This window comes from Flavobacterium sp. 20NA77.7 (assembly GCF_031326205.1).
Classification (GTDB): Bacteria; Bacteroidota; Bacteroidia; order Flavobacteriales; family Flavobacteriaceae; genus Flavobacterium; species Flavobacterium nakdongensis.
The window spans coordinates 1,296,407-1,320,703 of record NZ_CP133721.1; the positions used below are offsets into that span (position 1 = coordinate 1,296,407).

The window sequence follows — 24,297 nt, forward strand, 5'->3', positions numbered from 1 at the left end:
ATTGAACTACCTCATCACTATAATAGGCCCCACCGCTATAGGAAAAACGTCCTTAAGTATTGCTTTGGCACAACATTTTGGTTGCGCTATTCTTTCATGCGATAGCCGGCAATTTTTTAAAGAAATGAAAATTGGCACCGCAGTTCCAAGTGAGGAGGAATTAGTTGCTGCGCCACATCATTTTATACAAAATAAATCTATATTTGAGTCGTATTCAGTGGGTGATTTTGAACAAGAAGCCCTGACTAAATTGGACGAATTGTTTCAAAAAAATAACGTTCAAGTCATGGTAGGAGGTTCTGGCTTATATGTAGATGCGGTATTGAAAGGGTTTGATGAGTTTCCAGAAATTGATCCTTCGGTAAGAGCTGAAATAAACAGCAAATACGATGCATTGGGAATTAACTATTTGCAGGAACAATTAAACACATTAGATTCAGATTATTTTCAAAAATTGCAAACTGAAAATCCGCAAACCTTACAAAATCCACAACGGATGAAACGTTTTGTAGAAGTTTGTATGGGAACAAGAAAACCCTACTCAAGTTTTATTGGCAAACGAAAAAACACAAGAAACTTCACGTCTATTATCATTGGATTAGAAGCAGATAGAGAAATCATGTATGACAGAATCAATCAGCGTGTAGAAATAATGCTCAACGAAGGACTTTTAACTGAAGCAAATGCATTGTATCCAAACAAAGAATTGAATGCTTTACAAACCGTTGGTTACAGAGAATTGTTTGATTATTTTGATGGAAAAACCACTTTTGAATTCGCTATCGAACAAATAAAAATGAACACCCGACGTTTTGCAAAACGGCAAATGACTTGGTTTAAACGAACCGAAAATGCCACATGGTTTGATTATGCTATTGATAGAACAGAAATTTTTAAGCATATAGAAAAACAGCTTAAAAAGTAATTCGCTCAATAGCTTCCAGTACATAATCATGCATTACTTGTTTGTAATCTAGGTGTGTTACAAAACGAAGTTTACCTTGCCCCATATCACTGATATAAATGTTTTTTTCTTTCAGTTTTTGCATGAGTTGAGTTGGTGTTATTGGCGCTTTAACGGTAAAAATAACAATATTTGTTTCAACAGGTTCCACATTATCTGTCCACGGCATTCGTGTTAATAGCTGGGCTATATCTTTAGCTTTTTTGTGGTCTTCTTCTAACCTAGAAATATGATGCTGTAAGGCATACATTCCTGCTGCTGCTAAATATCCAGATTGTCGCATACCGCCTCCAAATAATTTTCGTACACGCATGGCTTTCTTTATAGCTTCTTTAGAACCTATCAATACAGAACCTACGGGTGCACCTAAGCCTTTAGATAAACACACAGAAATGGTATCAAACAATTCTCCATAGGCTTTTGGATGTTGTTTTTTAGCTACTAAAGCATTCCACAATCGTGCACCATCTAAATGGTATTTTAAGTTATTTTGTTGGCAAATCTCTTTAATTTTCACCAATTCTTCAAAATCATAACAAGCACCTCCTCCTTTATTTGTGGTATTCTCAATACAAACTAAACTTGTTTTAGCCAAATGTATATTTTCTGGATCATTGATAGCTGCAGCTACTTGTTCAGCCGTAATCATACCTCTAGTCCCATCTAGTAAATGACAGCTCACACCACTATTAAATGCAGCGCCACCCCCTTCATATAAAAACACATGTGCCCATTTGTCACAAATTAATTCATCTCCAGGTTGCGTATTAATTTTTATAGCCACCTGATTAGCCATTGTTCCAGAGGGAAAAAACAAAGCTGCCTCTTTACCAAACAAATCGGCTAGTGTTTCTTCAAGCTCGTTTACAGTAGGATCTTGCTTAAATACATCGTCTCCTACTTTGGCCTTAAACATGAATTGTAACATGTCGGGAGTAGGCTTAGTAACCGTATCACTAAATAAATTAATTTCCATAAATAAAATGAATAGCGTATTTTTGTTTGGTAAAACTACAAAAAAATGATAAATATTGAACAAATAAAGGTCATTAATGATCGCCTGGTTGCGTTAAGGAGGTATCTTTGACGTTGATGCCAAATTAATTGAAATTGCAAACGAAGAAGAAAAAACGTTTGCTCCTGATTTTTGGAACAATGCAAAACAAGCGGAAATCATTGTAAGAAACCTTCGCTCAAAGAAAAAATGGGTAGATGATTATACAAGATGCGCTGATTTAGCTGAAGAACTCCAACTTTTATTTGAATTTTATAAAGAAGGTGATGCCTCTGAAGAAGACGTAGATATGCATTACCAACAAACCTTACTAGCCATTGAAGATCTTGAATTTAGAAACATGCTTTCTGATGAAGGAGATAATCTTAGTGCGGTCTTGCAAATTACCGCTGGAGCTGGCGGTACAGAGAGTTGTGATTGGGCTAGTATGCTGATGCGCATGTATTTGATGTGGGCTGAAAAACAAGGCTATAAAATCAAAGAACTAAACTTTCAAGAAGGTGATGTAGCTGGTGTAAAAACAGTTACCTTAGAAATTGAAGGTGATTTTGCTTTTGGTTATTTAAAAGGGGAAAATGGTGTACATCGATTAGTGCGCATTTCGCCTTTTGATAGTAATGCAAAAAGACATACTTCTTTTGTTTCTGTATATGTATATCCATTAGTAGACGATACTATTGAAATTGAAATTAGTCCTGCCGATATTGAAATTACTACAGCTCGTTCTAGTGGTGCGGGTGGACAAAATGTGAACAAAGTAGAAACTAAAGTACAATTAGTACACAAACCTACTGGTATACAAATTCAATGTTCAGAAACCCGTTCGCAACACGACAATAGAGAACGAGCAATGCAAATGCTTCGTTCGCAATTATATGAAATTGAGTTGAAAAAACGTTTAGCGCAGCGTGCAGATATTGAAGCCAGTAAAATGAAAATTGAATGGGGTTCTCAAATTCGAAACTATGTAATGCACCCTTATAAATTAGTTAAAGACGTGCGAAGTGGATTTGAATCAACAGATGTAGATGCAGTTATGAATGGCGAATTAGACGGTTTCTTAAAAGCCTATTTAATGATGATGGGACAAAAAGAAGAATAGTAAAGACATAAAAAAAACTGGACCTGTCGAGTTGAAGAACTTAACAGGTCGAGTTTAAAAATTTGACAATTCAAATTGAATTATTGCTTAGGATTTAATGCTTTTTCAATTCTTGACACTAAATCTTGAAGGTGAAACTTACTTAATCTATCTGAAGTAGTTGCACTAGCTGCTTTTAATTGCGCTTTTAATTCAACCAATTGACCTCTAGCAATAGATGGAATATCTGTATCAATTACACTGATTCTTTTTCCGTCAAAATTACCTACTGCATTTTTATCAGATGCAACGAGATCAATTAATCTACTCACCATTACTTTTTGAAGATTTCTTCTGTAGATATCAATTGTTGCATTCGTTTTTAATTCAGAAAAAATACCTTTTCTCAAATCTGAAATCAATTCATCAACTGAGTAATTTGCTTTACTTAATGAAGAGGTTTCAATCAATCGTACTAATCGATCATTTGACAATAAACTTGACAATGTAGCATCTTGAATGCTCTTAATAGCATCAACACCTACATCTGCTTTAATTTTAGAAATAATAGCTTGGTTGAGTAACCATGTTGGTGTTTTAAACAATTGTTCATTTAAAAAAGCAATAGCTTCGTTTTGAATAGCAGAAGGCGTTACTTCGTATGCACTTCCTGCCATATCATAGGTTTTTGGATTTTCATACACACCACCAACATTTTTGGTAACATGTCCCATATAACGTCTGTACTGCCCCACTAACGAATTGTACAAACCTTCTAACTCTGAATAATCTTCACCAGATTCTTTTGACCAATCAATTAAATTAGGTAAAATTCTTTTTAAATTTTTAATACCATATTCAGAAGCTTTCATCGCATTATCCCCTAAATCTTCCGTTTGGTATCTTGGATCATATGGGTTCGTTTCTGTACCAAACCACAAACGTCTGTTTTGATACGCATCTTTAGTCATTTCATTAAGTAGTGCTTTTTCTATTTTTTCATCAGCAGCATCTTTAAAATAAGAATACCCCCATTTAATAGCCCATTTGTCATAATCGCCAATTCTTGGGAATAAATCTTTTACACCATCTTCAGGTTGTGCTACATAATTAAAACGTGCATAATCCATGATTGAAGAAGTATGTCCGTTTTGTTTTTGGAAAGCAGGATCTCTTAATTTTTCTACAGGTGTAGCATTACTAGCTCCCATATTGTGACGTAAACCAAGTGTGTGACCCACTTCGTGAGCGGCAACAAAACGGATTAATTCACCCATTAACTTATCATCGAATTTTTTATGTCTCGCTTGTGGATCTACAGCAGCCGTTTGTATCAAATACCAATCACGTAATAAACTCATAATATTGTGATACCAACCAATATGACTTTCTAAAATTTCTCCAGTTCTAGGATCGTGTACATTTGGACCATACGCATTTTGAATTTCTGCTGCAAAATATCTTAAAACTGAAAAACGAGCATCTTCTAAACTCATTGTTGGGTCGTTTTCTGGCCAATATTCTCCGCGGATGGCATTTTTCCAACCTGCAAATTCAAATGCTTCTTGCCAATCATCAATCCCTTGTTTTATAAATGGTTTCCATTTATCTGGGGTAGCTGGATCTAAGTAATAAACAATTGGTTTTTTAGGTTCAATTAATTCACCTCTTTTTTGTCTTTCGGCATCTTCAAGAGATTTAGGCTCTAAACGCCATCTTACAGCAAACACATCTGTATCTGATTTATGTGAATCTTCTTCAAACACATCATAACTGTTTGCAAAATACCCTACTCTTTTGTCAAATGCTCTTTTTCGCATTGGGTTTTCTGGCAATAAAATCATTGAGGTATTTAACTCAACGGTTACTACTCCAGCGTCTAATCCTGCAGGAAAGTCAACGCCTATTTTTGGCATTGGATTTCTAGAAATTTGAGGGGGTACAGTAGAAAACGTTTTAGTAGTTCTAATCTCTGTATTAATTGGGAAGCTTTTCACAAATTGAATAAACGATTTATCCTTTTGAAACGCTTGAATACTTAATAATTGCTTATTTATTGGATTTAAGGAAAAAATCTGAACATCAGCATCAAATGTAGGATTCATATCTACTACATATCCTATGTTGTTTTTTCCTGAAGCATCTTTTTTATAAGCTAAAATATCATAACTAGCAATAATAGGATCTGCGCTCGAATTTTTTACTGCTTTCGTAATAGGTTTATCTTCATTTGGTGTAGTAATCACATAGGTTACTGAACGCAATAATAAGGTGTTATTTATTCCTTTTTCAAATCGAACTACTTGTCTATTTACCTCTTCACCACCAAAAATTCCACCACCTGCTGGTGTTTTAGAATAACGTGTTATGGTCATGATTTCTTTGCCTAACAATTGGTCTGAAATTTCATAAAGATATTTATCATCTACTTTATGTACATCTAGCAACCCTTTTTGCGTTACCGCAGTAGAGTCAATTACCTTATTATAAGGTTTTGGTTCTTTCTTAGCATCTGGCTTTTTAGCTTCAGCTGTTGGCGTACCCGATGGTTTCTTTTGTGTGTCTTTTTTTTGAGCGTTAATTTCGGCACTCATAAAGACTAACCCACAACTTAAAATAATGGATAATTTGTTTAGCTTCATAGTTATTAGTTAATAAATTAATTACTAGTATAAGTGTGCAAAATACATTTTTGTTACAAATAAAAGTACACTTTTTATAAAATTTTAACTCGCGTTACTAATAGAGCTAAAAAAAGCGACCTAAGTCGCTTTGTATTATTCTTTTTTAGTGGATTTAAATAATTTTGAGAAATCAATATTATAAGTTAAAGCTACTTGTAACGTATGATTGTTTTCTTTATGCACACCGTCTGATTTTTCAATAAATTGGTTCATATATCCTACTTGTACGTTAGTATCTTTAGTAAAGCGCCAACCCAGTGCTAAGTATAATCGGTTTTGATCAAAAATATTTGCGGGTACATTTTTTCCAAAATTGACAAATATTTCATCTGCAGCTACAAAAAACAAAGTATTATCTTTCATTTCAGATTTTGTCAACGGCACTTGAACTCTAAATCTATAACGAGCTCTTTGCCTGTATTTCCAATATCCCTCTGAAGGATCATCATATCTTAAATAATTTGGAGCTGTATCTGTACCAAAGTTTTTTACCGAAGCAATCCATCTTTGCTCTAAACGAAATCTACTATCAAAATGGAAGCGATTAATATGCTCATGTTTAATAATGAATTGCTCCCATGCGCGTTGTTCATTAAATTTATAATTATTGTATTTGGCTGGTATTTCATCTGCAAAATCTCCATAGGCAAATGTTTCAATGTATGACCAACCTGCAGAAACAGTTAATTGCTTTGTTAGATTATAATCTAAACCTAATCTAATTTGATGTTGCATCGGTTTAGAAAATTCATCATTACGTCTAAATTGGTATTCTGTATGTAATCCCCATTTATCAGTTAATTTATGATTACCTGTATAAAAAATCCAGCCATTAGATTGGTCTGCTTTAGGATTAATTTGAGCGAATAACATAGAGGATGTTAAAAAAACAAATAAATTAAGATAAACTAATTTTTTCATTGCGTTTTAATTTGTGTTGTTAAGAAATAGTTGTGTTAGTATTTAGTTTTGGCAAAATTAATGTTAAGTACTTGTGCTAATCTATTTTTAATATTAAATAATCTTTATGAATTAATACTTAAATTTACAATTTCTTAACATACAGAAATAAAAAAATCCCGAATAAATCGGGATTTTAAGATATGTAATAAATAATTATATAAATAACTTAAATATATAATAGAACACAGCTGCTATCAATGCCGAAACTGGTATTGTTAAAATCCATGCCCATAATAAGTTAATGGTTACTCCCCATCTTACAGCACTTAAACGCTTTGTTGCACCTACTCCAATGATAGAACCCGTAATGGTATGGGTTGTAGAAACCGGAACTCCCATTTGCGAAACGGTAAATAAGGTTAATGCACCTGCCGTTTCAGAACAAACTCCTTCTAAAGGCGTTACTTTTGTAATTTTAGATCCCATCGTTTTCACAATTTTCCATCCACCCATCAAGGTACCTAATCCTATCATTAAATAACATCCAAAAGCAATTAAGAAACTCATAGTATCTTTGGTTACTTTAGTTTCCACTTTATGTCCTTCTAGCAGTTTCCCTTTTTCATCCACATATTTCTTAAATATTTTAGAAAATCTATACTTAGGATTAATATGTTTGTCATTAAAGATAACTTCATTAGTTACAACATCTTTCACATCTTTTTTATCTGAATAAACTTCTAGCTTAGTCAAAGCCTTAGATGCTTTACCAAAATCATCGGCCTTACTACTATTTTCCTTAATAAGATGTTGAATAAATGGATTCGTTTTGGCTACTTTAGGATTTAGTTTTTCATCTTCAAAAATTTTCTCACCCGTCGTAACATCAATAATATTTTTACCATCTAAATACAACGTATCTTTTCCAAAAACACCTACAGATGGTTTAAATTTCTTTACTTTTCCTTCATCATTGGTATATTTAACTTGAAGAATTTCTGTCACATGTAAATAATCCTTTAAGAAATCTGGTGTATGTGTGTCAGTCGTAGTTCTATATGAATTTGCATATACAATACAAGCCGCACAGATAATACCCATTACTTTTTGTGAATCTGCTCCACCATGTCCTAATGAAAAGGCTGCCGAAGAAAGTAATTGTAACTTTTTATACATATTTCCTTCTTTAGTATGTGAAGGCCTTTTACCATTGATGATTTCATAACCAAAATAAACCAAAATAAAGAAACCTAATAATACACCAATAATCCAAATCATGATTGGTTTAATATCCAACGTATCTTTCAACGCATACGTAGTATATACTGTTGCTACAGATGCTAAAATGGAAATAGTTATTTTCTTGTAAAAATTACGTTGAATCGTAACCATTGCAATAAAAAAGGATATTATTCCCCCTATCACTGGAGCTAGAAATATAAACAAAACTGTTTTTAAAATTTCTTCTGAATTTAGAACCCCAAAACCTGCATGTGCTACTGCGGCACCTCCAAAACCTCCAATTAAGGTATGTGATGATGAAGAAGGAATACCTAGCCACCAAGTCAATAAATTCCATGCTGTTGCAGCTAATAATCCAGCTAATATTACCCATAAGTTAATAACCGAACTATCAACTGTTTTTGCTACCGTATTTCCTACGCTCATGTCAAAAACCCAATAAGCAACAAAGTTGAAGAAGGCAGCCCAAACCACTGCTTGTGTTGGAGATAATACTTTTGTAGATACAACTGTTGCTATTGAATTAGCTGCATCATGAAAGCCATTAACCAAATCAAACAATAAAGCAATTACTATAATTACTATTAATAATGTAAACATAATTTCTTAGAATTATTCGATTAAGAATGTTTAACTGCCACTGCTTCTAATACACGTGCAACTGATTTACATTTATCTGTTGCTTTATCTAATGAAGCTAATACTTCTTTGTATTTAATAATATTTTTAACGTCTGTTTCGTTTTCAAATATATCAGCTACTGCTTTTTCAAAAACAGAATCAGATTTTCTATCTAATTTATTGATTTTTTTAACTGAATCAAAAACTGCTTTAAAATTTTTCATATCCTTCAAATCTTTTACAGATTTAGAGATATGATGACAAGCTTCTAAATTAATTTCTGTAATCTTACGAATAGATTTAGTAATTTTCTCTACTTGATACATTCGTATTCTATTTGAAGCTTCTTGTAAATTGCTTGAAACATCATCAATAGTTGACATTAAAGCATGAATATCTTCTCTATCAAAAGGTGTAATGAAGTTTTTACTTAATTCAATGTTCATTTTATGAGAAATATTCTCAATAGACTCCGCTAACTCATCAACTTTTTTGTAATAAGCATCTCTGTCCCCTTTTGAGGCATTAACAGCTTCGTGAAGCGTTTCAGAAAGTTTAGTTAGCTTGTTAGTTGCTTGCTCAAATAAAGGAAAAAACGTTTTATCCTTTGGAGAGAAAAAATTTAAAATGTTTTTTAAAGCCATTGCGTTTAGTTGTTAAAATTTTGAGCAAATGTAACAGCGCAATGTTAAGTTAATGTTAAGTAATTAACAAAAGAAGATTAACTATTAAATAATTATTAACATTTTGTGAAGAAAAAAAAGCAGACCTGTAAGCCGGATTCTGTATCCCGTTTTGTGAACGAGACCCTTATCATTTATCTGGTCGCGATATTACTATCGAGATCTAGCTGCCTACCCCTCAGCAACGAACGAGTAGCTCTTACCTGCTGGTATACATGGCATTTCACCGCATAGAGTTTACCTGGTTTCACTACAGCCTTACCTGTACATTCTTTCTGTTGCACTTGTCCTCTTCCGATGTATCGGAATGACGGGCGTTACCCGCTATGCTACTCTGTGGTGTCCGGACTTTCCTCTCTATAACATAGAGCGATAAGGCGGTCTGCCCCACAAAAGTAATGTAATTTTATGAATTTTAGTTACTTTAATTTTGAAGCTATTTTTTTATTTATCAATTTCTGCAATCCTATCGTAGTTCTATCTTTTAACATAAAACACGCTGAGTGTCTCAAAGTTTTACAAAGCATATTAGAATAAATTTACAACCCTAAACCTTAAAACCAAACAAGTATTTCGATAAAACTATTGACTATTAATTTTTTTACCTCTATATTTGCTTCACAATAGCACCTATGGAACAATTCATCGTATCTGCGCGTAAATACAGACCCCAAACATTTAAAGATGTTATTGGCCAACAGGCTATTACCAATACGCTAGAACACGCTATTGCAAACAATCATTTGGCTCAAGCGCTTTTATTTACTGGACCCAGAGGTGTTGGTAAAACAACTTGCGCCAGAATTTTAGCCCGTAAAATAAACCAAATCGGTTATGACGATCCTAATGAGGATTTCTCATTTAACGTATTTGAATTAGATGCAGCATCCAACAATGGTGTTGATGACATCAGAAGTATTATTGACCAGGTAAGAATACCTCCACAAACCGGTAATTATAAAGTATATATCATTGATGAGGTACACATGCTTTCACAAGCAGCTTTTAATGCCTTTTTAAAAACATTAGAAGAACCTCCTAAGCATGCTATATTTATTTTAGCCACTACAGAAAAACACAAAATTCTTCCTACTATATTGTCGCGTTGTCAAATATTTGATTTTAAACGAATCACGGTAAATGACACCAAAGAATATCTTATGGATATTGCACAAAATCAAGGTGTACAATATGAAGAAGAGGCTTTACGTATCATTTCTCAAAAAGCAGATGGTGCCATGCGCGATGCCTTATCTATTTTTGACCGAGTGGTTTCTTTTTGTGGCAATAACTTAACACGTCAGGCAGTAGCAGAAAACCTAAATGTACTGGATTATGACTACTACATTTCTATAACAGACTTATTAGTAGAAAATAAAATTCCAGAGGTGCTATTAGCATACAATGACATTTTAGCGAAAGGCTTTGATGGCCATCATTTTATTGCTGGTTTAGCGTCACATTTTAGAGATTTATTGGTTTGTAAAAATCCAGCGACTTTATCTTTACTTGAAGTAAGCGAACAAGTACAAGCTTTATTTAAAACACAAGCCGAAAAAGCTTCGCATGAATTTTTATTAGAAGGAATCGAACTCGCTAATGCTTGTGATTTAAAATATAAAACCAGCCAAAATCAACGACTTTTTGTAGAATTAACTTTAATGCAATTGGCTTCATTAACACATGACGCCGAAAAAAAAAAGCTAAATTCTATATAGCGCCTGCCCATTATTTTAATTCACAAAATCAACCTGAAAAAACAGTTAATACAGTTGTTCAAACAATTGAAAATCAAGAAGAAAAACCCCTTGAAACTCAACCTATAGTTGAAGTAGAATCTACACCAAAAGAAACACCTAGCGAACCGCAAATGCCAGCAGCTAGTGCTACGGAAAACGGAGAAACAAAACGTAAAATTTCACCCCTTTCGCTTTCTGGATTAAAAGCTATAAAAGAAATTGAACGCCAACAAAAACCTGAAACATTTGAACCTGGCGAACATCCCGTTGAACCGTTCACCCAAGAAGAATTAGAAGAACAATGGATTAGTTTTGGGCAAATTTTAGAGCAACGTGGCAAAAAGATTTTGCTTTCCTACATGACTTTAAGTAAACCCATTAAAATGGGCAACAATATATTATTAGAATTTCCTAACGAAGGTTCAAAACACGATTTTGAAAATCATTACAATGAATTAATCAATCATTTAAAAACCAACCTTCGAAATTTTGAAATTAAAATTAAAATTACTGTAATAGAAACCTTTAAACCTAAAGTTCACTATACAAGCGAAGAAAAATTTAACCATTTCAAGGAGTTAAATCCTTTGATTGAGCAATTTAGAAATACGTTTGAATTAGATTTATAAAACCCCTCTCCTATGGATATTAATTTCAATAAAAACGAAGACCACAACAAACTTCTTGTTTCAGAAATGCTAAACAAATTTGCTAAAGTAAAACTTGGCGGTGGTACAAAACGTATTGAAAAATTACATGCCGAAGGAAAAATGACGGCACGTGAACGCATTGATTATCTATTAGACTCAAAAACAAAAAGCATTGAAATTGGCGCGTTTGTTGGCGAAGGCATGTATGAAGAACACGGCGGATGCCCTTCTGGCGGTGTAGTTGTAAAGATAGGTTACATTAAAGGAAAACAATGCATAGTAGTTGCTAATGACGCTACCGTAAAAGCTGGCGCATGGTTTCCAATTACAGGTAAGAAAAACTTAAGAGCGCAAGAAATTGCCATCGAAAATCGCTTACCTATTATCTATTTAGTGGATTCTGCCGGGGTCTATTTACCTCTACAAGACGAAATTTTCCCAGACAAAGAACATTTTGGGCGTATATTTAGAAATAACGCCATTATGAGCAGTATGGGTATTACACAAATTGCTGCTGTTATGGGTAGTTGTGTAGCAGGTGGTGCATACTTGCCTATTATGAGCGATGAAGCCTTAATTGTAGACAAAACAGGCAGTATTTTTTTAGCAGGTAGCTATTTAGTAAAAGCGGCAATTGGCGAAAACATAGACAACGAAACCTTAGGGGGCGCAACCACGCATTGCGAAATTTCTGGCGTAACAGACTTTAAAGCAAAAGACGACAAAGATGCCTTAGACCGCATTAAAAGTATTGTGAGCAAAATGGGCGACTTTGATAAAGCGGGCTACAACCGAGAAAAACCGATACAACCCACACTTAACCCTGCTGATATTTACGGAATTTTACCAAAATCAAGAGCAGAGCAATACGATATGATGGAAATCATTAAACGTTTAGTTGACGATTCTTTATTTGATGAATATAAAGCAGGTTACGGACAAACATTAATTACTGGCTATGCTCGTATTGATGGCTGGGCTGTTGGAATAGTAGCTAATCAACGTTTGGTTTCTAAAACTAAAAAAGGTGAAATACAATTTGGCGGGGTGATCTATTCTGATTCTGCAGATAAAGCCACCCGATTTATTGCCAATTGCAACCAAAAGAAAATACCATTAGTTTTTTTACAAGATGTTACCGGTTTTATGGTAGGGAGCAAATCTGAGCATGGCGGCATTATAAAAGACGGCGCAAAAATGGTAAATGCCGTAGCCAATTCTGTAGTGCCAAAATTTACGGTAGTCATAGGCAATTCGTATGGCGCGGGTAATTATGCCATGTGTGGTAAGGCTTATGATCCTCGACTAATTTTTGCGTGGCCTAGTGCCGAACTAGCCGTTATGGGCGGGACACAAGCAGCCAAAGTATTGATGCAAATTGAAGCGGCTTCTTTAAAAGCAAAAGGAGAAGTCATAGATGCTACTAAAGAACAAGAACTATTTGACAGAATTAAAGCAAAATATGACGCGCAAGTATCGCCTTATTATGCTGCGGCGCGTTTGTGGACAGATGCCATCATAGACCCGTTAGATACACGCACATGGATTTCTATGGGTATTGAAGCGGCAAACCACGCCCCTATTGAAAAGAAATTTAATTTAGGTGTACTGCAAGTTTAACTATTCTACTTTATAATTTATATCAGCCTGTTTTAGTTTTTGGAGCAGGCTTTTTTGTTTTTATTTGTATCAAAACTTCTTTTTGACCGCCTATAAAAGCTACTTTATCTGGTGTATATTTTTAATTACTGTACAGCAATTAAACAATTCCCCTAGGAAAACTATTTAATTGTCCTAGGGAAAATATATTGTTCCCCTAAGGGAAATGAAAATTAGAAAAAGTTAACTTAAAATACATCTATTACTAAATTAAAAAACAGTACTAATCATATACGGTTTAAAAATATTTAGTAGATTTGAAAAAAGTAAAACAATAGTTGAGCATAGCTACCCAGAAATAACTAGCTTTGCTCAACTAAATAGCAAAAAACTGAGCATATAAATGAGTTATATGCAATTTTATAAAACCACGAGACATTGACAATACCATTTGAGCCGACAATCTTTGGGACTAAAATTAATGTCCACCTAATCTTAGAATATCTTGCATTCTTTACTGCATTCAGGTATTATATTAGTTTGCGTAAACTGACAACTGACCAAATATCAAATAGAAACAGACTTTCAATTATACTCGGTGCAATTGTCGGAGCTTTTTTAGGTTCCAGACTAATTGGTTTTTTGGAAAATCCAATGATTACTTTCAACTCAAATAACATAGTTCAATTATTAAACACAAAATCTATAATGGGTGGGCTGTTTGGAGGGCTAATTGGTGTTGAGACTTCAAAAAAAATAATTAATGAAAGACATTCTTCTGGCGACCTGTTCACTTTCCCTATTATCGTCGGTATAATAATCGGACGCATCGGTTGCTTTTTAAGCGGTATTAAAGAATTTACTTACGGAAATGAAACTGGTTTTATTACTGGAATAGACTTAGGAGACGGATTATCGAGACATCCAACCTCTTTGTATGAAATCATTTTTCTGATTTTGTTATTCATTTTATTAAAGAAAATTACTTTTTATACAAATAAAGAAAGTGGATTATTATTTAAGATTTTCATGATTTCATACTTTGGATTTCGGTTCATGATCGAGTTTCTTAAACCAAACATTTTTTATGTTTTAGGATTAAGCAGTATTCAATTACTTTGTGTAACATGTTGGATATATTACATTCCGACTTTTAAAAAAATAATGAAAAATGCCTACTAGAAAATATACATATTACGACTATACAATTAGTTTGTGTCCTGAATGTTTAAAGCGGATTGATGCTAAAATTATTTTTGAAAACAAAAACGTTTACATGTTAAAAAGGTGTCCTGAACATGGTAATTCCAAAGTGCTAATTGCAGACGATATAGAATATTACAAAAATATCAGAAACTATAACAAGCCATCAGAAACACCTTATAAGTTCAATACAAAAACTCATTATGGTTGTCCGTATGATTGTGGACTTTGTCCAGACCATGAACAACATTCCTGCCTTACAATTATTGAAATTACCGACAGATGTAATTTAACTTGTCCAACTTGTTATGCTGGTTCTTCGCCAACACATGGAAGACATAGAACATTTGAAGAGGTCAAAACAATGTTAGATACAATTGTTGAAAATGAAAAGGAACCAGACGTTGTTCAAATAAGCGGAGGCGAGCCAACACTTCACCCCAATTTTTTTGAAATTCTAGACTATGCTAAAACATTGCCCATTAAACACATTATGGTCAATACAAATGGTCTTGAAATCGCCAAAGATTTTGAATTTGCCAAACGTTTGAAAAGTTACTCACCTGATTTTGAAATTTATTTGCAATTTGATTCTTTTAGAGAGGAAGCATTGGTTTCATTACGTGGAGCAAATTTGAAAAAAATTAGAGAAAAGGCAATTCAAAACCTAAATGAATTAAATCTATCAACAACACTAGTAGTTACATTACAAAAAGGACTTAATGACGATGAAATAGGTCAAATAATTGACTATGCTCTTAAACAAAAATGTGTAAGAGGTGTAACTTTTCAACCAACACAAATTGCTGGAAGGCTTGATAACTTTAATCATGAAACTGACAGAATTACACTTACCGAAGTCCGCAGAAAAATATTAGAACAGTCAGAAATATTTACTTCTGACGATTTGATTCCAGTACCTTGTAATCCTGACGCTTTAGTAATGGGTTATGTTTTAAAGTTAGAAGGAAATAATATCCCACTGACAAGATACATCAATCCGACTGACTTACTTGACAATAGTAAAAATACAATTGTATATGAGCAAGACGAAGAACTTCATCGCAAAATGTTTGAAATATTCAGCACTGGAACATCTACAGACAAAGCATCATCTAAATTACATAGTTTACTTTGTTGCCTCCCTTTTGTTGAAGCACCAAATCTTAGTTACGACAACTTGTTTAGAATTATAATTATGCAATTTATTGACGCCCACAATTTTGATGTTAGGGCAATAAAGAAATCATGTGTTCACATCGTTAATAAAGACAATCAGATTATTCCATTTGAGACAATGAATTTGTTTTATCGGGATGACAAAAAAGAATATTTAGAAAAACTTAAATCACAATCAATTTAAACTTTTGACAAATGGATGGAATACTATCATTAATAATAATTATTTATCTTGTTTGCCACAGCCCGGCAATAATTATGCTTATCATTGGTTTAACAAGACTAAAATCAAGACCTGAAAATGCAAAGAAATTATTAATCGCAGCAGGAATCTATTTTCTAATTGGTGGCGGAATTTGTGGAGCATTATTAACTTAGACAATGAGAAAAACTGCATATAACACGGGTTTGGCAAAAGTGGCGGTTCAGTGCTCCGCAGACACTTTTGTGGTTAATCAAAGTTTGGTTCTCCGCATCAACATTTGTGGTAAAAATCGCAACCTCGCAAAGCGCCAAACGTTAGCATCACTCTACAACTGTTATAGTTTTGCTAAAAATTTGAGTAACTCTTTGTAGTTGCGTAATTTTAAATAAAAAATGAAAAATGCTTTTTATCTTTTACTCTGTATAGTGTGTGTTTCGTGCCAAAGCCAAACAACACAAGTTAAAACAGTGAAAGAAACACCTACACCACAACACGTACAAAATAAAGACAGTATGAAATTTGAAATTACAAAAACACCTGCTGAGTGGAAAGCACAACTTTCTGAAGAAGCCTATGCCGTTTTAAGAGAAAAAGCAACTGAGCGTCCATTTACGGGTACTTATGACAAACATTTTGAAAAAGGTATGTATGTATGTGCCGGCTGTGAAAATCCTTTATTTTCCTCAGATACAAAATTTGATTCGCACTGCGGTTGGCCATCTTTTGATGCAGCCCTAAAAGGTTCGGTGATTTATGAAAAAGACAACAGCTACGGCATGCAACGTGTAGAAGTAATGTGTGCTAAATGCGGTGGCCATCTAGGCCATGTTTTTGATGACGGCCCAGAAGAAACTACGGGCATGCGTTTTTGTACCAATTCGGTTTCTATAAAATTTATCCCTAAAAAATAAACCACATACAGCTAATTTTAGTACTTTTAGGGCACAAATAACAACAGATGCGCATACTATTAGTAGGGGAATTTAGTCGGTTACACAACTCGCTCAAAATGGGTCTTGTGGCGGCTGGCCATGAAGTTGTACTTATAAACAACGGCGATAGTTTTAAAAACTATCCTACTGATATTTCTATTAAGGCCACTTTTTTTAAATCTAAACTAGGCCGTATTCCACGTCAAATTTGGTTTCGGTTGTTTGGTTTTGACTTGGCACTTTTAGAGCATGGCCTTCGATTGTGGTGGCATTTACCTAAACTTGAGGATTTTGATGTGGTGCAACTTATTAACGAAAAACCAATACAAACTTGTCCCCGCTTAGAATTGTATTTGCTAAAAAAATTGTTTCGATGCAATAAAAATGTATTTTTACTTTCTTGTGGTGTAGATTATAGCAACATGCAACATCATTTACAACAAAAAGAACGTTACTCGTTGCTTACGCCTTATTTTGAAAACAAAATACTAGTAAGTAAGCAATATGATTATATGTTTGAGTTTACAACCCCGAGACACAAAAAAATTCATGATTTTATCTACAGCCATAGCAAAGGCGTTATTGCAGGTGATTTAGATTATGTTAAACCTATTCAAAACAATCCGAAGTATTTAGGACTTATTCCTTATCCTGTCGTGTTGCCAGAAAATCCAAAAGCCGTAACGGTAGCAGACAAAGTTGTTATTTTTTTAGGCGTCAATTCTGGAAATAGTTTTACGAAAGGAATTCCGCTCTTTGAAACCGCATTAGTACGTTTAAAAGAAAAATATAAAGACCAAATTAGTATTTTACAAACAACAGATGTGCCTTATGCTATGTATCAAGAAAGCTACCAAAAAGCACAAGTCATTCTAGACCAAGTGTATGCTTTTGATCAAGGGTATAATGCGTTGGAAGCAATGGCAAAAGGCAAAGTGGTTTTTACAGGTGCCGAAACAGAATTTTTAAAACACTATAACTTACAACCTAATGAAGTTGCAATCAATGCGCTACCTGATGTTGAGGCTCTAGTTAAAGGACTTTCTTTTCTTATTGAACACCCTGAAGAAATAGAACGCATAAGCAAAAATGCAATTACTTTTGTTGAAAAAGTGCATGATGCAAATAAAGTTGCAAAAATGTATGTGGAAAAATGGAAAGCGGCTATTTCGTAAATAGTTTTTTCAAATCAACTCGTTGCTGTAACGCACGATAGGAATACACTACAGAAAAAACAACTAAAACACCTACAAAATAGTGATATTGTGGCAAAAAGAACAATGCTAATGCGGCACCCATTCCTAAATTTACATTCACAATAATTAATTTCTTCAATGCGCTTTCAAATTCAAATGCATAGGATTTGTTAACCACAAAATAAACATATAAAGCATAGATTGCATAATGTAGCACATAGGCCATTCCTAAGCCTTCCAACCCAAAATAATGATAGAACAATATAGAAAGTGTGACATTTAAAAAATCGCCCAACAGTTCTTGTTTAAAAAATTGCTTTTTATTTCCTTTGGCTAATATTATATACCCTAAAGGCATGGTAATGGCTTTTAAGATTACAGAAAGTAAAGCAAATTTTAAAATAGAAAATGCAGGTAAAAAAGAGTGAGAATAAAATAATTCAATCACATAAGGACCCGTAAGATATAAAAATAAGACGGCAGGCGTTATAACGATAAGTGCGATTTCCATTTGCTTATTGACTAAACTTTTAACAGCACTATTATCATCGTTTATTGTTGCTAATTTTGGATAAAAGTCATATGACATCGCTTGAAAAACCAAACCCAAATAATTAACTAAAATAACATTTCCTACTTCATAAAGCCCCACTATTGCTGTAGAATGAAAGGTTTGTGTTAAAAATAATTTAATGAGTAAAAAGCAAATTTGTCCAAAAATTAAATTTATAGACATAAAAAAGCCTAGCTGCATTAATGGCGAAGCCATAATTTTTAATTCTTTTAAAGACAATACATTAAATTGCCATGTATAGTTTCGGGTAAATAAATAAGCTAAAACGAGTTGGACTAGCGCTCCATAAATCACCACCCAAATAACACCTTCTGTTCTAAAAAAGTAATACAACGGAACACTACCTAAAGCTGTAAAAAAGGAGACTGCTAAGTTAAAAATCGCTAGGGTTTTAATTTGATTTACTCCTTGCAAAATGGCAACATAAACATTTGAAATGCTTGTAAAAACAAAATATAAAATTAACAACCAATACCACGAAAAAGGCAATGAGGTAGTAAAAATAATTTTATTAAAAAAAAGACCAAACAGCACCGAAACTAAGGCACCTAACACGCCTATACCTATGGCAAGTTGAAAAAGTAAATTAACTGTTGTAGCAAAGGTCGTTTCTTTTTTTATTGCTATTTCTCTTGTGGCGGTTTTTAAAAACTCAAAACTTGTAAGCGCTAAAATAATTTGTAAAACATTTTGAAGGAGTGCCACCAAGCCCATACCAATAGGACCTAAAAACAAGGCGACTAATTTAGAAGAAACAGCAAAAACAACCATTTTTAAGAGTTGTACAAACCCGAAAATGCCTGTTGCTTTAAGTATTGAATGATGTGAATGCTGTTCTTCCATATTAATCGATATGACAACCAATGTCGATATATTGTTTCCTAAAATTATGATACCATTTTTTCCAATTAGTTGGTGCAATTGATTCCTTTGATGCGAGTAAATCTAGCACTGCGGCTGATGAAAAATCTTTAGGCAACGATGCTAAACTATCAAATTTATCCTGAAACCAAGCTTCATTTAATAGTAAATTAAATTGATTCATATCCATTGCTTCAGCATAATGCTCTTTATACTGATTTGTGGCAGAAGAAATAAACCCTGTTTTCACTACTTCTTGCGGCAATCGAGCTACCGTATAACTTCCTTTAGAAGCCTGCCATTTTTTTACTGCATTAAATAATTGCAAGCCTTCACTTACTTCATTTTTATGGTTTTGCCACATGGCTAAAAAATAGTTTTTTTCAAAAATCATTCCCGCTACTGAATATAAGGTGTAGTAAGCAATACGTTTTTTTTCTGAATGAATACCAAGTAAATTAAGTATTCTTTTAATTTTAAAACGGTAAAAACGATAAAAAATAAAATCATACAACCAGGGAAGTGTAGTGTATAATTTTGGCTCCAAAATAACTAAATTTGGTGTCGGTATTTCTCTTTTATGTTGAATTAAATTAGGATTGCCTAACCAAAATAATTTAGTCATTACAACATTATTCTCACGCATTTCTTTTTCGATAGTGGTCAAACTAATAGCTTGAGTAAACCACATATCATCTTCGAGTAAAACAAAATAATCAGATACGCTTTGTGCCGTAGCAACCCATAAATCAATGGGTACTTTATATTCATGCACAGGAATACCTTGGGTTACTTTTTCTTGCTTGTCTTGATAAAATGCAGATGTAAGAATTTTAATTTGAGGGAATTTGGTTTGAATTTTTGCTAAATAAGGCTCTGGGGTACCGTCATCCAACACATACACCTCACCAGCTAAATCAGTTACATAGGTATAAAGCGTGTGCAAACAACGTTCTAAATAATAGGGTCTATTAAACGATTTAATTATAACGTCCATGCCGATGTTTTTTGAATTACATAGGTAACTTCGTCCTCTGTCATTACAGGGCTTATAGGTAAACTCAATACTTCTTGATGTAATTTTTCAGTAATAGGAAACGATAAATCATTCCAAGCTTCATATGCTTTTTGCTTGTGTGGAGGTATTGGATAATGAATTAAAGTTTCTATTCCTTGTGTCTTCAAATAGCTTTGTAAGGCCTCTCTATGGGGTGTTCTAATGACAAATAAATGAAAAACATGAGGCGTTTGTATGTCCCATTGCGGCAATTGAATCAAGGTATTTTTAATTTCATTAGTATAGCGTTTTGCAATGGCTTGTCTGCGTAAATTATCTTGTTGTAAAAAAGGTAGTTTAATGCTTAAAAATAAGGCTTGTATTTCATCTAATCGCGAATTTACCCCTTGTATTTCATGAACATATTTTACAGCAGAACCGTAGTTTCGTAATTTAAAAAGTAATTCAGCTAATACTTCATCATTCGTAGTAATAGCACCTCCATCGCCTAAACAACCCAAATTTTTACCTGGATAAAAACTAAACGCTTTAGGATGTGAGGACGTTTCATTAATACCGTGTGATTGCGCACAGTCTTCCACTATTAAAAGATTATGTTGATGAGCCAAACTTTCAATTTCGGCAATATTTGCTAATCTACCATACAAATGCACAACTAAAATAGCTTTCGTTTTAGATGTAATTTTATCTTGTAATAAAGAGGTGTCTAATAAGAATGTTTGTTCGTTAGGATCCACTAAAACAGGAACTAAACCTATTTCAGTTAAAGCTAAAATAGAAGCGATATACGTATGTGCAGAAACTAAAACCTCATCGCCTTTTTGTAATTTTCCTAAAGCAACATAGCCTTTAAAAATAAGCGATAGTGCATCTAACCCATTTCCTACTCCAATACAAAATTGATCTTGATTGAATGCTGCAAATTGTTGTTCGAAATGTTGTACTTGTTCGCCTAAAATATAACGTCCTTTTGAAAAAAACGTATGCAATTGTGTTTGAAACGCTGTCTCAAATCGTTGATTTATTTTATGTAAGTCTAAAAATTTAATCATGATTAAAGGAGTACTTCATTACAATTTATATGTTTATTTGTTGCTATAGCATATACTTCCTGAACAACGGTTCGCGCCCCAAAGCTTTCTTTCCAATAATGTAGGCCTTGATTTAATTTTCTTCCTGCCCATTCATTAGAAATTCCAAAATCAAAAAACTTTTTGGTTGTAAAAACTTCTGTTAGCAAGTAATGATGTAAAAAATCTAAGCTACCTAACTCATTTTTAGTGGAATTTGATGCAATATATTGTGAATGAGCTACAAAATCTGACTCAAAAATAGTTGTACCCGCAACCAATTGATTTTGAAAATAGACATTAAACTGTCTAATTTGGTTTGGGAACTTAGCTTTCAAATACGTAATTTCTTCTAGCGAATGAACCGGTTCTTTTTTATGTTTTTCGGCTAAATTTGGAAGTAATATTTCATTCCAAAACGCATCAAAACTGCCTGTTTCTTTTACTATTAAACCATGTTTAACACCTCTATTCACCCCTTCCATTCTGTTTTTTAGAATACTAAAATCAGTTGATAAATCAATGACTGCTAAGGTATCTGTTTTAAGTAATTTGGCATCAGCTAAAAAGCAACAATAGTTCAATTCTTCCGATGGAAAAGAAGTATAAATAGTCGGTATTATTTTTACTTGGATACTTTGAATGCCTATCGATTCATAAAAAGCTAAAACGGCTTGAAAAACAGCTATAAATTTATCAAGACGAATAGCATAATCAACTACTATTCCGCCATACGTTAAACCTTGATGTGAATAAATTAGTTGGTCTACTTTATTTGCAGGAAATAAGGCAATTAATTTTTCATCTTGAAAAACCAACAACGAATAATCTTCAAAGCGATTTTGGTGATATTGCATAAAATCACGATGAAATAAAAACGTAGCATTTTTGGAGTGGGCTACAAAATCGTTCCATTGCTGATAATAATCTGACGTGTATTTTATAATTTTAATACGTTCCATTCTTAAAAACTTTGGAAAATTAGTAAAAAAACTTACTTTAGTAAAATATTATTGCGTATTTATACAATTATGTTTAAAAAAATTATTCCGTTTATCTTTTTTTTCAACTTCATTTGGGGTCAAAACATTACGTTGTACCATCAATTTAACGGAAGATATGACTTTACATTTGTAGGCAATACGTTGAATCCCTCTGAGAATTCGTTTCAAACAAGCCCTTCCGTATTTACAACTTCATCAGCTTCATTAAATTTAGGTAGTGGCGATGTAATTGAAAAAGCGTATTTATATTGGGCAGGCTGTGGAACGGGGGATTTTGATGTAAAATTAAACGGCACAGACATAACCGCTTCGAGAACCTTTACCAATATACTTAATCAAGGATTTGTCTTTAATTTTTTTAGTGCATTTGCCGATGTTACCTCTTTAGTCCAAACACAAGGTAATGGTACCTATACCCTTTCCGACTTAGATGTTTCTTCTTTTATTAATTTTCACTTTCAAAATAAAACAAATTTTGCAGGTTGGGCTATTGTTGTAGTTTACAAAAACACGAACTTACCACTTAATCAATTAAATGTGTATGACGGTTTACAAGTGGTTTCACAATTGCAAAACAACCTCGATGTGCCATTAAACGCCTTAAATGTAATTGACAATCAAAATGCTAAAATTGGCTTTATAGCTTGGGAAGGCGATTCAGGTTTAGCCGTAAATGAAACCCTTAGGATAAATGGAAACATCATTAGCAACCCTCCCTTAAATCCTGCCAACAATGCATTTAACGGAACTAACTCTGTTACAAATTCGAATACCCTATACAATATGGACTTGGACATATATAGTATTCAAAATAACATCAATATAGGTGATACTTCAGCATTAATTCAACTTACTTCTGGTCAAGATTATGTGATGATCAATACAATTGTTACAAAATTAAATAGTCAACTGCCCGATGCCACCATTCAAATCACTGACAACACGCTTACTTGCAACTCTAGAACAATTTCTATTGACTATGAAGTATTTAACACGAATTGCACCAATTTTTTACCAGCTCAAACACCCATTACCTTTTACGCAAATGGTATAGCTGTTGGAACTACTTATACCCAAAATAATATTCCAATAGATGGATCAGAGACAGGAATAATTACACTTACAATTCCTGCTTCTATTCCTCTGCAATTTAATTTAGTAGCTGTTGTGGACGATACAGGAAACCATATAGGAATCGTAACCGAAATTTTAGAAAACAACAACTCATTTACCTACCCTATTACACTACTAACCTCACCCCAGTTTAACCCACTTGAAGATTTAGTTTCTTGTAATCTTGGATTCACTAGAGGATATTTTGATTTTTCAGAATATGAAGATTTGGTAAAAGTGAATGCAACCGATACAGTTTCTTTTTATGAAACAGAAAATGATGCCTTAGTTGGTACTAATTCTATTTCAAATTTCACCTTCTACGAAGCGCAAACAACTCCAAAAATCATTTGGATTAGACTGAATAATGCCACTAACTGTTATTCAATTACATCTTTTATTCTCAAAACTAAAAATTGTCCTCCTGAAATATTTAATGCCGTTTCTCCAAATAATGATGAATTAAACGAAACGTTCTACATTTCAGGTTTACGCAATATTTTTGTGAATTTTAAATTAGAAATATACAACCGTTGGGGAAAACTAATTTGGACTGGCAACCAAAATAAACCCGATTGGGATGGAAGAATAGAAAATGGTGTAGGAAGTGATTTAGCTCCAGGCGGTACCTATTTTTACATTTTATACCTTAACGATCCTGATTATCCAAATGCAATAAATGGCTCACTTTTATTAAAAAGATAATAAAGCATTCTTAAAATTCATATATTTATCGCAACATTAAAAAAATTAACCTGTAA

General features: G+C 33.3%; 20 protein-coding genes and 1 other RNA gene. 11 read left to right on the forward strand and 10 right to left on the reverse strand.

Annotation, left to right across the window (positions count from 1 at the left end; genetic code table 11):
• The first annotated feature begins 1 nt into the window (after position 1).
• Positions 2-925: a tRNA (adenosine(37)-N6)-dimethylallyltransferase MiaA gene (gene miaA / locus RF683_RS05815; protein ID WP_309531399.1), complete on the forward strand. Its 924-nt coding sequence runs from the start codon at positions 2-4 to the stop codon at positions 923-925.
• On the opposite strand, the gene RF683_RS05820 is transcribed toward miaA, so the two are convergent.
• Positions 915-1,940, reverse strand: coding sequence for a threonine aldolase family protein (locus RF683_RS05820; protein ID WP_309531400.1), 1,026 nt, complete (start codon positions 1,938-1,940; stop codon positions 915-917). The two genes, miaA and RF683_RS05820, sit on opposite strands and share 11 nt — an antisense overlap.
• Before the next feature lie 45 nt (positions 1,941-1,985).
• Between RF683_RS05820 and prfB the strand changes: the two genes are divergently transcribed.
• A protein-coding gene (prfB, locus tag RF683_RS05825) for a peptide chain release factor 2 (RefSeq protein ID WP_309531401.1) occupies positions 1,986-3,081 on the forward strand; the annotation gives its coding sequence in 2 pieces (ribosomal slippage) (positions 1,986-2,048 and positions 2,050-3,081; 1,095 coding nt in all).
• Between the two features lie 80 nt (positions 3,082-3,161).
• Here prfB and RF683_RS05830 read toward each other — a convergent pair.
• From RF683_RS05830 to rnpB, 5 genes are all read right to left on the reverse strand, one after another.
• Positions 3,162-5,702: a zinc-dependent metalloprotease gene (locus RF683_RS05830; protein ID WP_309531402.1), complete on the reverse strand. Its 2,541-nt coding sequence runs from the start codon at positions 5,700-5,702 to the stop codon at positions 3,162-3,164.
• Between the two features lie 135 nt (positions 5,703-5,837).
• Positions 5,838-6,665 (reverse strand): DUF2490 domain-containing protein, encoded by an 828-nt coding sequence (locus tag RF683_RS05835; protein ID WP_309531403.1) that lies wholly within the window; start codon positions 6,663-6,665, stop codon positions 5,838-5,840.
• Between the two features lie 195 nt (positions 6,666-6,860).
• Complete coding sequence (locus tag RF683_RS05840; protein WP_309531404.1) at positions 6,861-8,489, reverse strand: inorganic phosphate transporter; 1,629 nt, start codon at positions 8,487-8,489, stop codon at positions 6,861-6,863.
• Between the two features lie 20 nt (positions 8,490-8,509).
• A complete protein-coding gene (locus tag RF683_RS05845) occupies positions 8,510-9,154 on the reverse strand; it encodes a DUF47 domain-containing protein (protein WP_309531405.1) in 645 nt (214 codons plus the stop codon).
• A 112-nt stretch (positions 9,155-9,266) separates the two neighbouring features.
• Positions 9,267-9,582: RNase P RNA component class A (gene rnpB, locus RF683_RS05850), an RNA gene on the reverse strand.
• 243 nt (positions 9,583-9,825) lie between these two features.
• Here rnpB and dnaX point away from each other — a divergent pair.
• The 8 genes from dnaX to RF683_RS05890 all read left to right on the forward strand — a co-directional run bounded on the left by dnaX (position 9,826) and on the right by RF683_RS05890 (position 17,875).
• Positions 9,826-10,911, forward strand: a complete 1,086-nt coding sequence (dnaX, locus tag RF683_RS05855; RefSeq protein ID WP_309531406.1) for a DNA polymerase III subunit gamma/tau — start codon at positions 9,826-9,828, stop codon at positions 10,909-10,911.
• Between the two features lie 152 nt (positions 10,912-11,063).
• Positions 11,064-11,561: a DNA polymerase III gene (locus RF683_RS05860; protein ID WP_309531407.1), complete on the forward strand. Its 498-nt coding sequence runs from the start codon at positions 11,064-11,066 to the stop codon at positions 11,559-11,561.
• Positions 11,562-11,573: 12 nt separating this feature from the next.
• Positions 11,574-13,202: an acyl-CoA carboxylase subunit beta gene (locus RF683_RS05865; protein WP_309531408.1), complete on the forward strand. Its 1,629-nt coding sequence runs from the start codon at positions 11,574-11,576 to the stop codon at positions 13,200-13,202.
• 417 nt (positions 13,203-13,619) lie between these two features.
• Positions 13,620-14,363: a prolipoprotein diacylglyceryl transferase family protein gene (locus tag RF683_RS05870; protein WP_309531409.1), complete on the forward strand. Its 744-nt coding sequence runs from the start codon at positions 13,620-13,622 to the stop codon at positions 14,361-14,363.
• On the forward strand, positions 14,353-15,747 hold the full coding sequence (locus tag RF683_RS05875; protein WP_309531410.1) for a radical SAM protein: 1,395 nt from the start codon (positions 14,353-14,355) through the stop codon (positions 15,745-15,747). The genes RF683_RS05870 and RF683_RS05875 overlap by 11 nt, the downstream gene beginning before the upstream one ends.
• 11 nt (positions 15,748-15,758) lie before the next feature.
• Positions 15,759-15,941, forward strand: a complete 183-nt coding sequence (locus tag RF683_RS05880) for a hypothetical protein (protein ID WP_309531411.1) — start codon at positions 15,759-15,761, stop codon at positions 15,939-15,941.
• Positions 15,942-16,280: 339 nt separating this feature from the next.
• Positions 16,281-16,679 carry a peptide-methionine (R)-S-oxide reductase MsrB gene (gene msrB / locus RF683_RS05885; RefSeq protein WP_309533155.1) on the forward strand — a complete coding sequence of 133 codons (399 nt, stop codon included), beginning with the start codon at positions 16,281-16,283 and terminating at the stop codon, positions 16,677-16,679.
• 47 nt (positions 16,680-16,726) lie between these two features.
• A complete protein-coding gene (locus RF683_RS05890; RefSeq protein ID WP_309531412.1) occupies positions 16,727-17,875 on the forward strand; it encodes a glycosyltransferase in 1,149 nt (382 codons plus the stop codon).
• Here the strand turns inward: RF683_RS05890 and RF683_RS05895 are convergent.
• Genes RF683_RS05895 through RF683_RS05910 form a run of 4 tightly spaced genes read right to left on the reverse strand, consistent with a single transcriptional unit; the run spans position 17,865 to position 22,381 of the window.
• Positions 17,865-19,313 carry an oligosaccharide flippase family protein gene (locus RF683_RS05895; RefSeq protein ID WP_309531413.1) on the reverse strand — a complete coding sequence of 483 codons (1,449 nt, stop codon included), beginning with the start codon at positions 19,311-19,313 and terminating at the stop codon, positions 17,865-17,867. The two genes, RF683_RS05890 and RF683_RS05895, sit on opposite strands and share 11 nt — an antisense overlap.
• A gap of 1 nt (position 19,314) precedes the next feature.
• Positions 19,315-20,328 (reverse strand): glycosyltransferase family 2 protein, encoded by a 1,014-nt coding sequence (locus RF683_RS05900; RefSeq protein ID WP_309531414.1) that lies wholly within the window; start codon positions 20,326-20,328, stop codon positions 19,315-19,317.
• Positions 20,316-21,401: a DegT/DnrJ/EryC1/StrS family aminotransferase gene (locus RF683_RS05905; RefSeq protein ID WP_309531415.1), complete on the reverse strand. Its 1,086-nt coding sequence runs from the start codon at positions 21,399-21,401 to the stop codon at positions 20,316-20,318. The genes RF683_RS05900 and RF683_RS05905 overlap by 13 nt, the downstream gene beginning before the upstream one ends.
• Positions 21,402-21,403: 2 nt before the next feature.
• Complete coding sequence (locus RF683_RS05910) at positions 21,404-22,381, reverse strand: GNAT family N-acetyltransferase (protein WP_309531416.1); 978 nt, start codon at positions 22,379-22,381, stop codon at positions 21,404-21,406.
• A gap of 69 nt (positions 22,382-22,450) precedes the next feature.
• On the opposite strand from RF683_RS05910, the gene RF683_RS05915 reads away from it, so the two are divergent.
• Complete coding sequence (locus RF683_RS05915; protein ID WP_309531417.1) at positions 22,451-24,241, forward strand: T9SS type B sorting domain-containing protein; 1,791 nt, start codon at positions 22,451-22,453, stop codon at positions 24,239-24,241.
• Positions 24,242-24,297 lie beyond the last annotated feature (56 nt).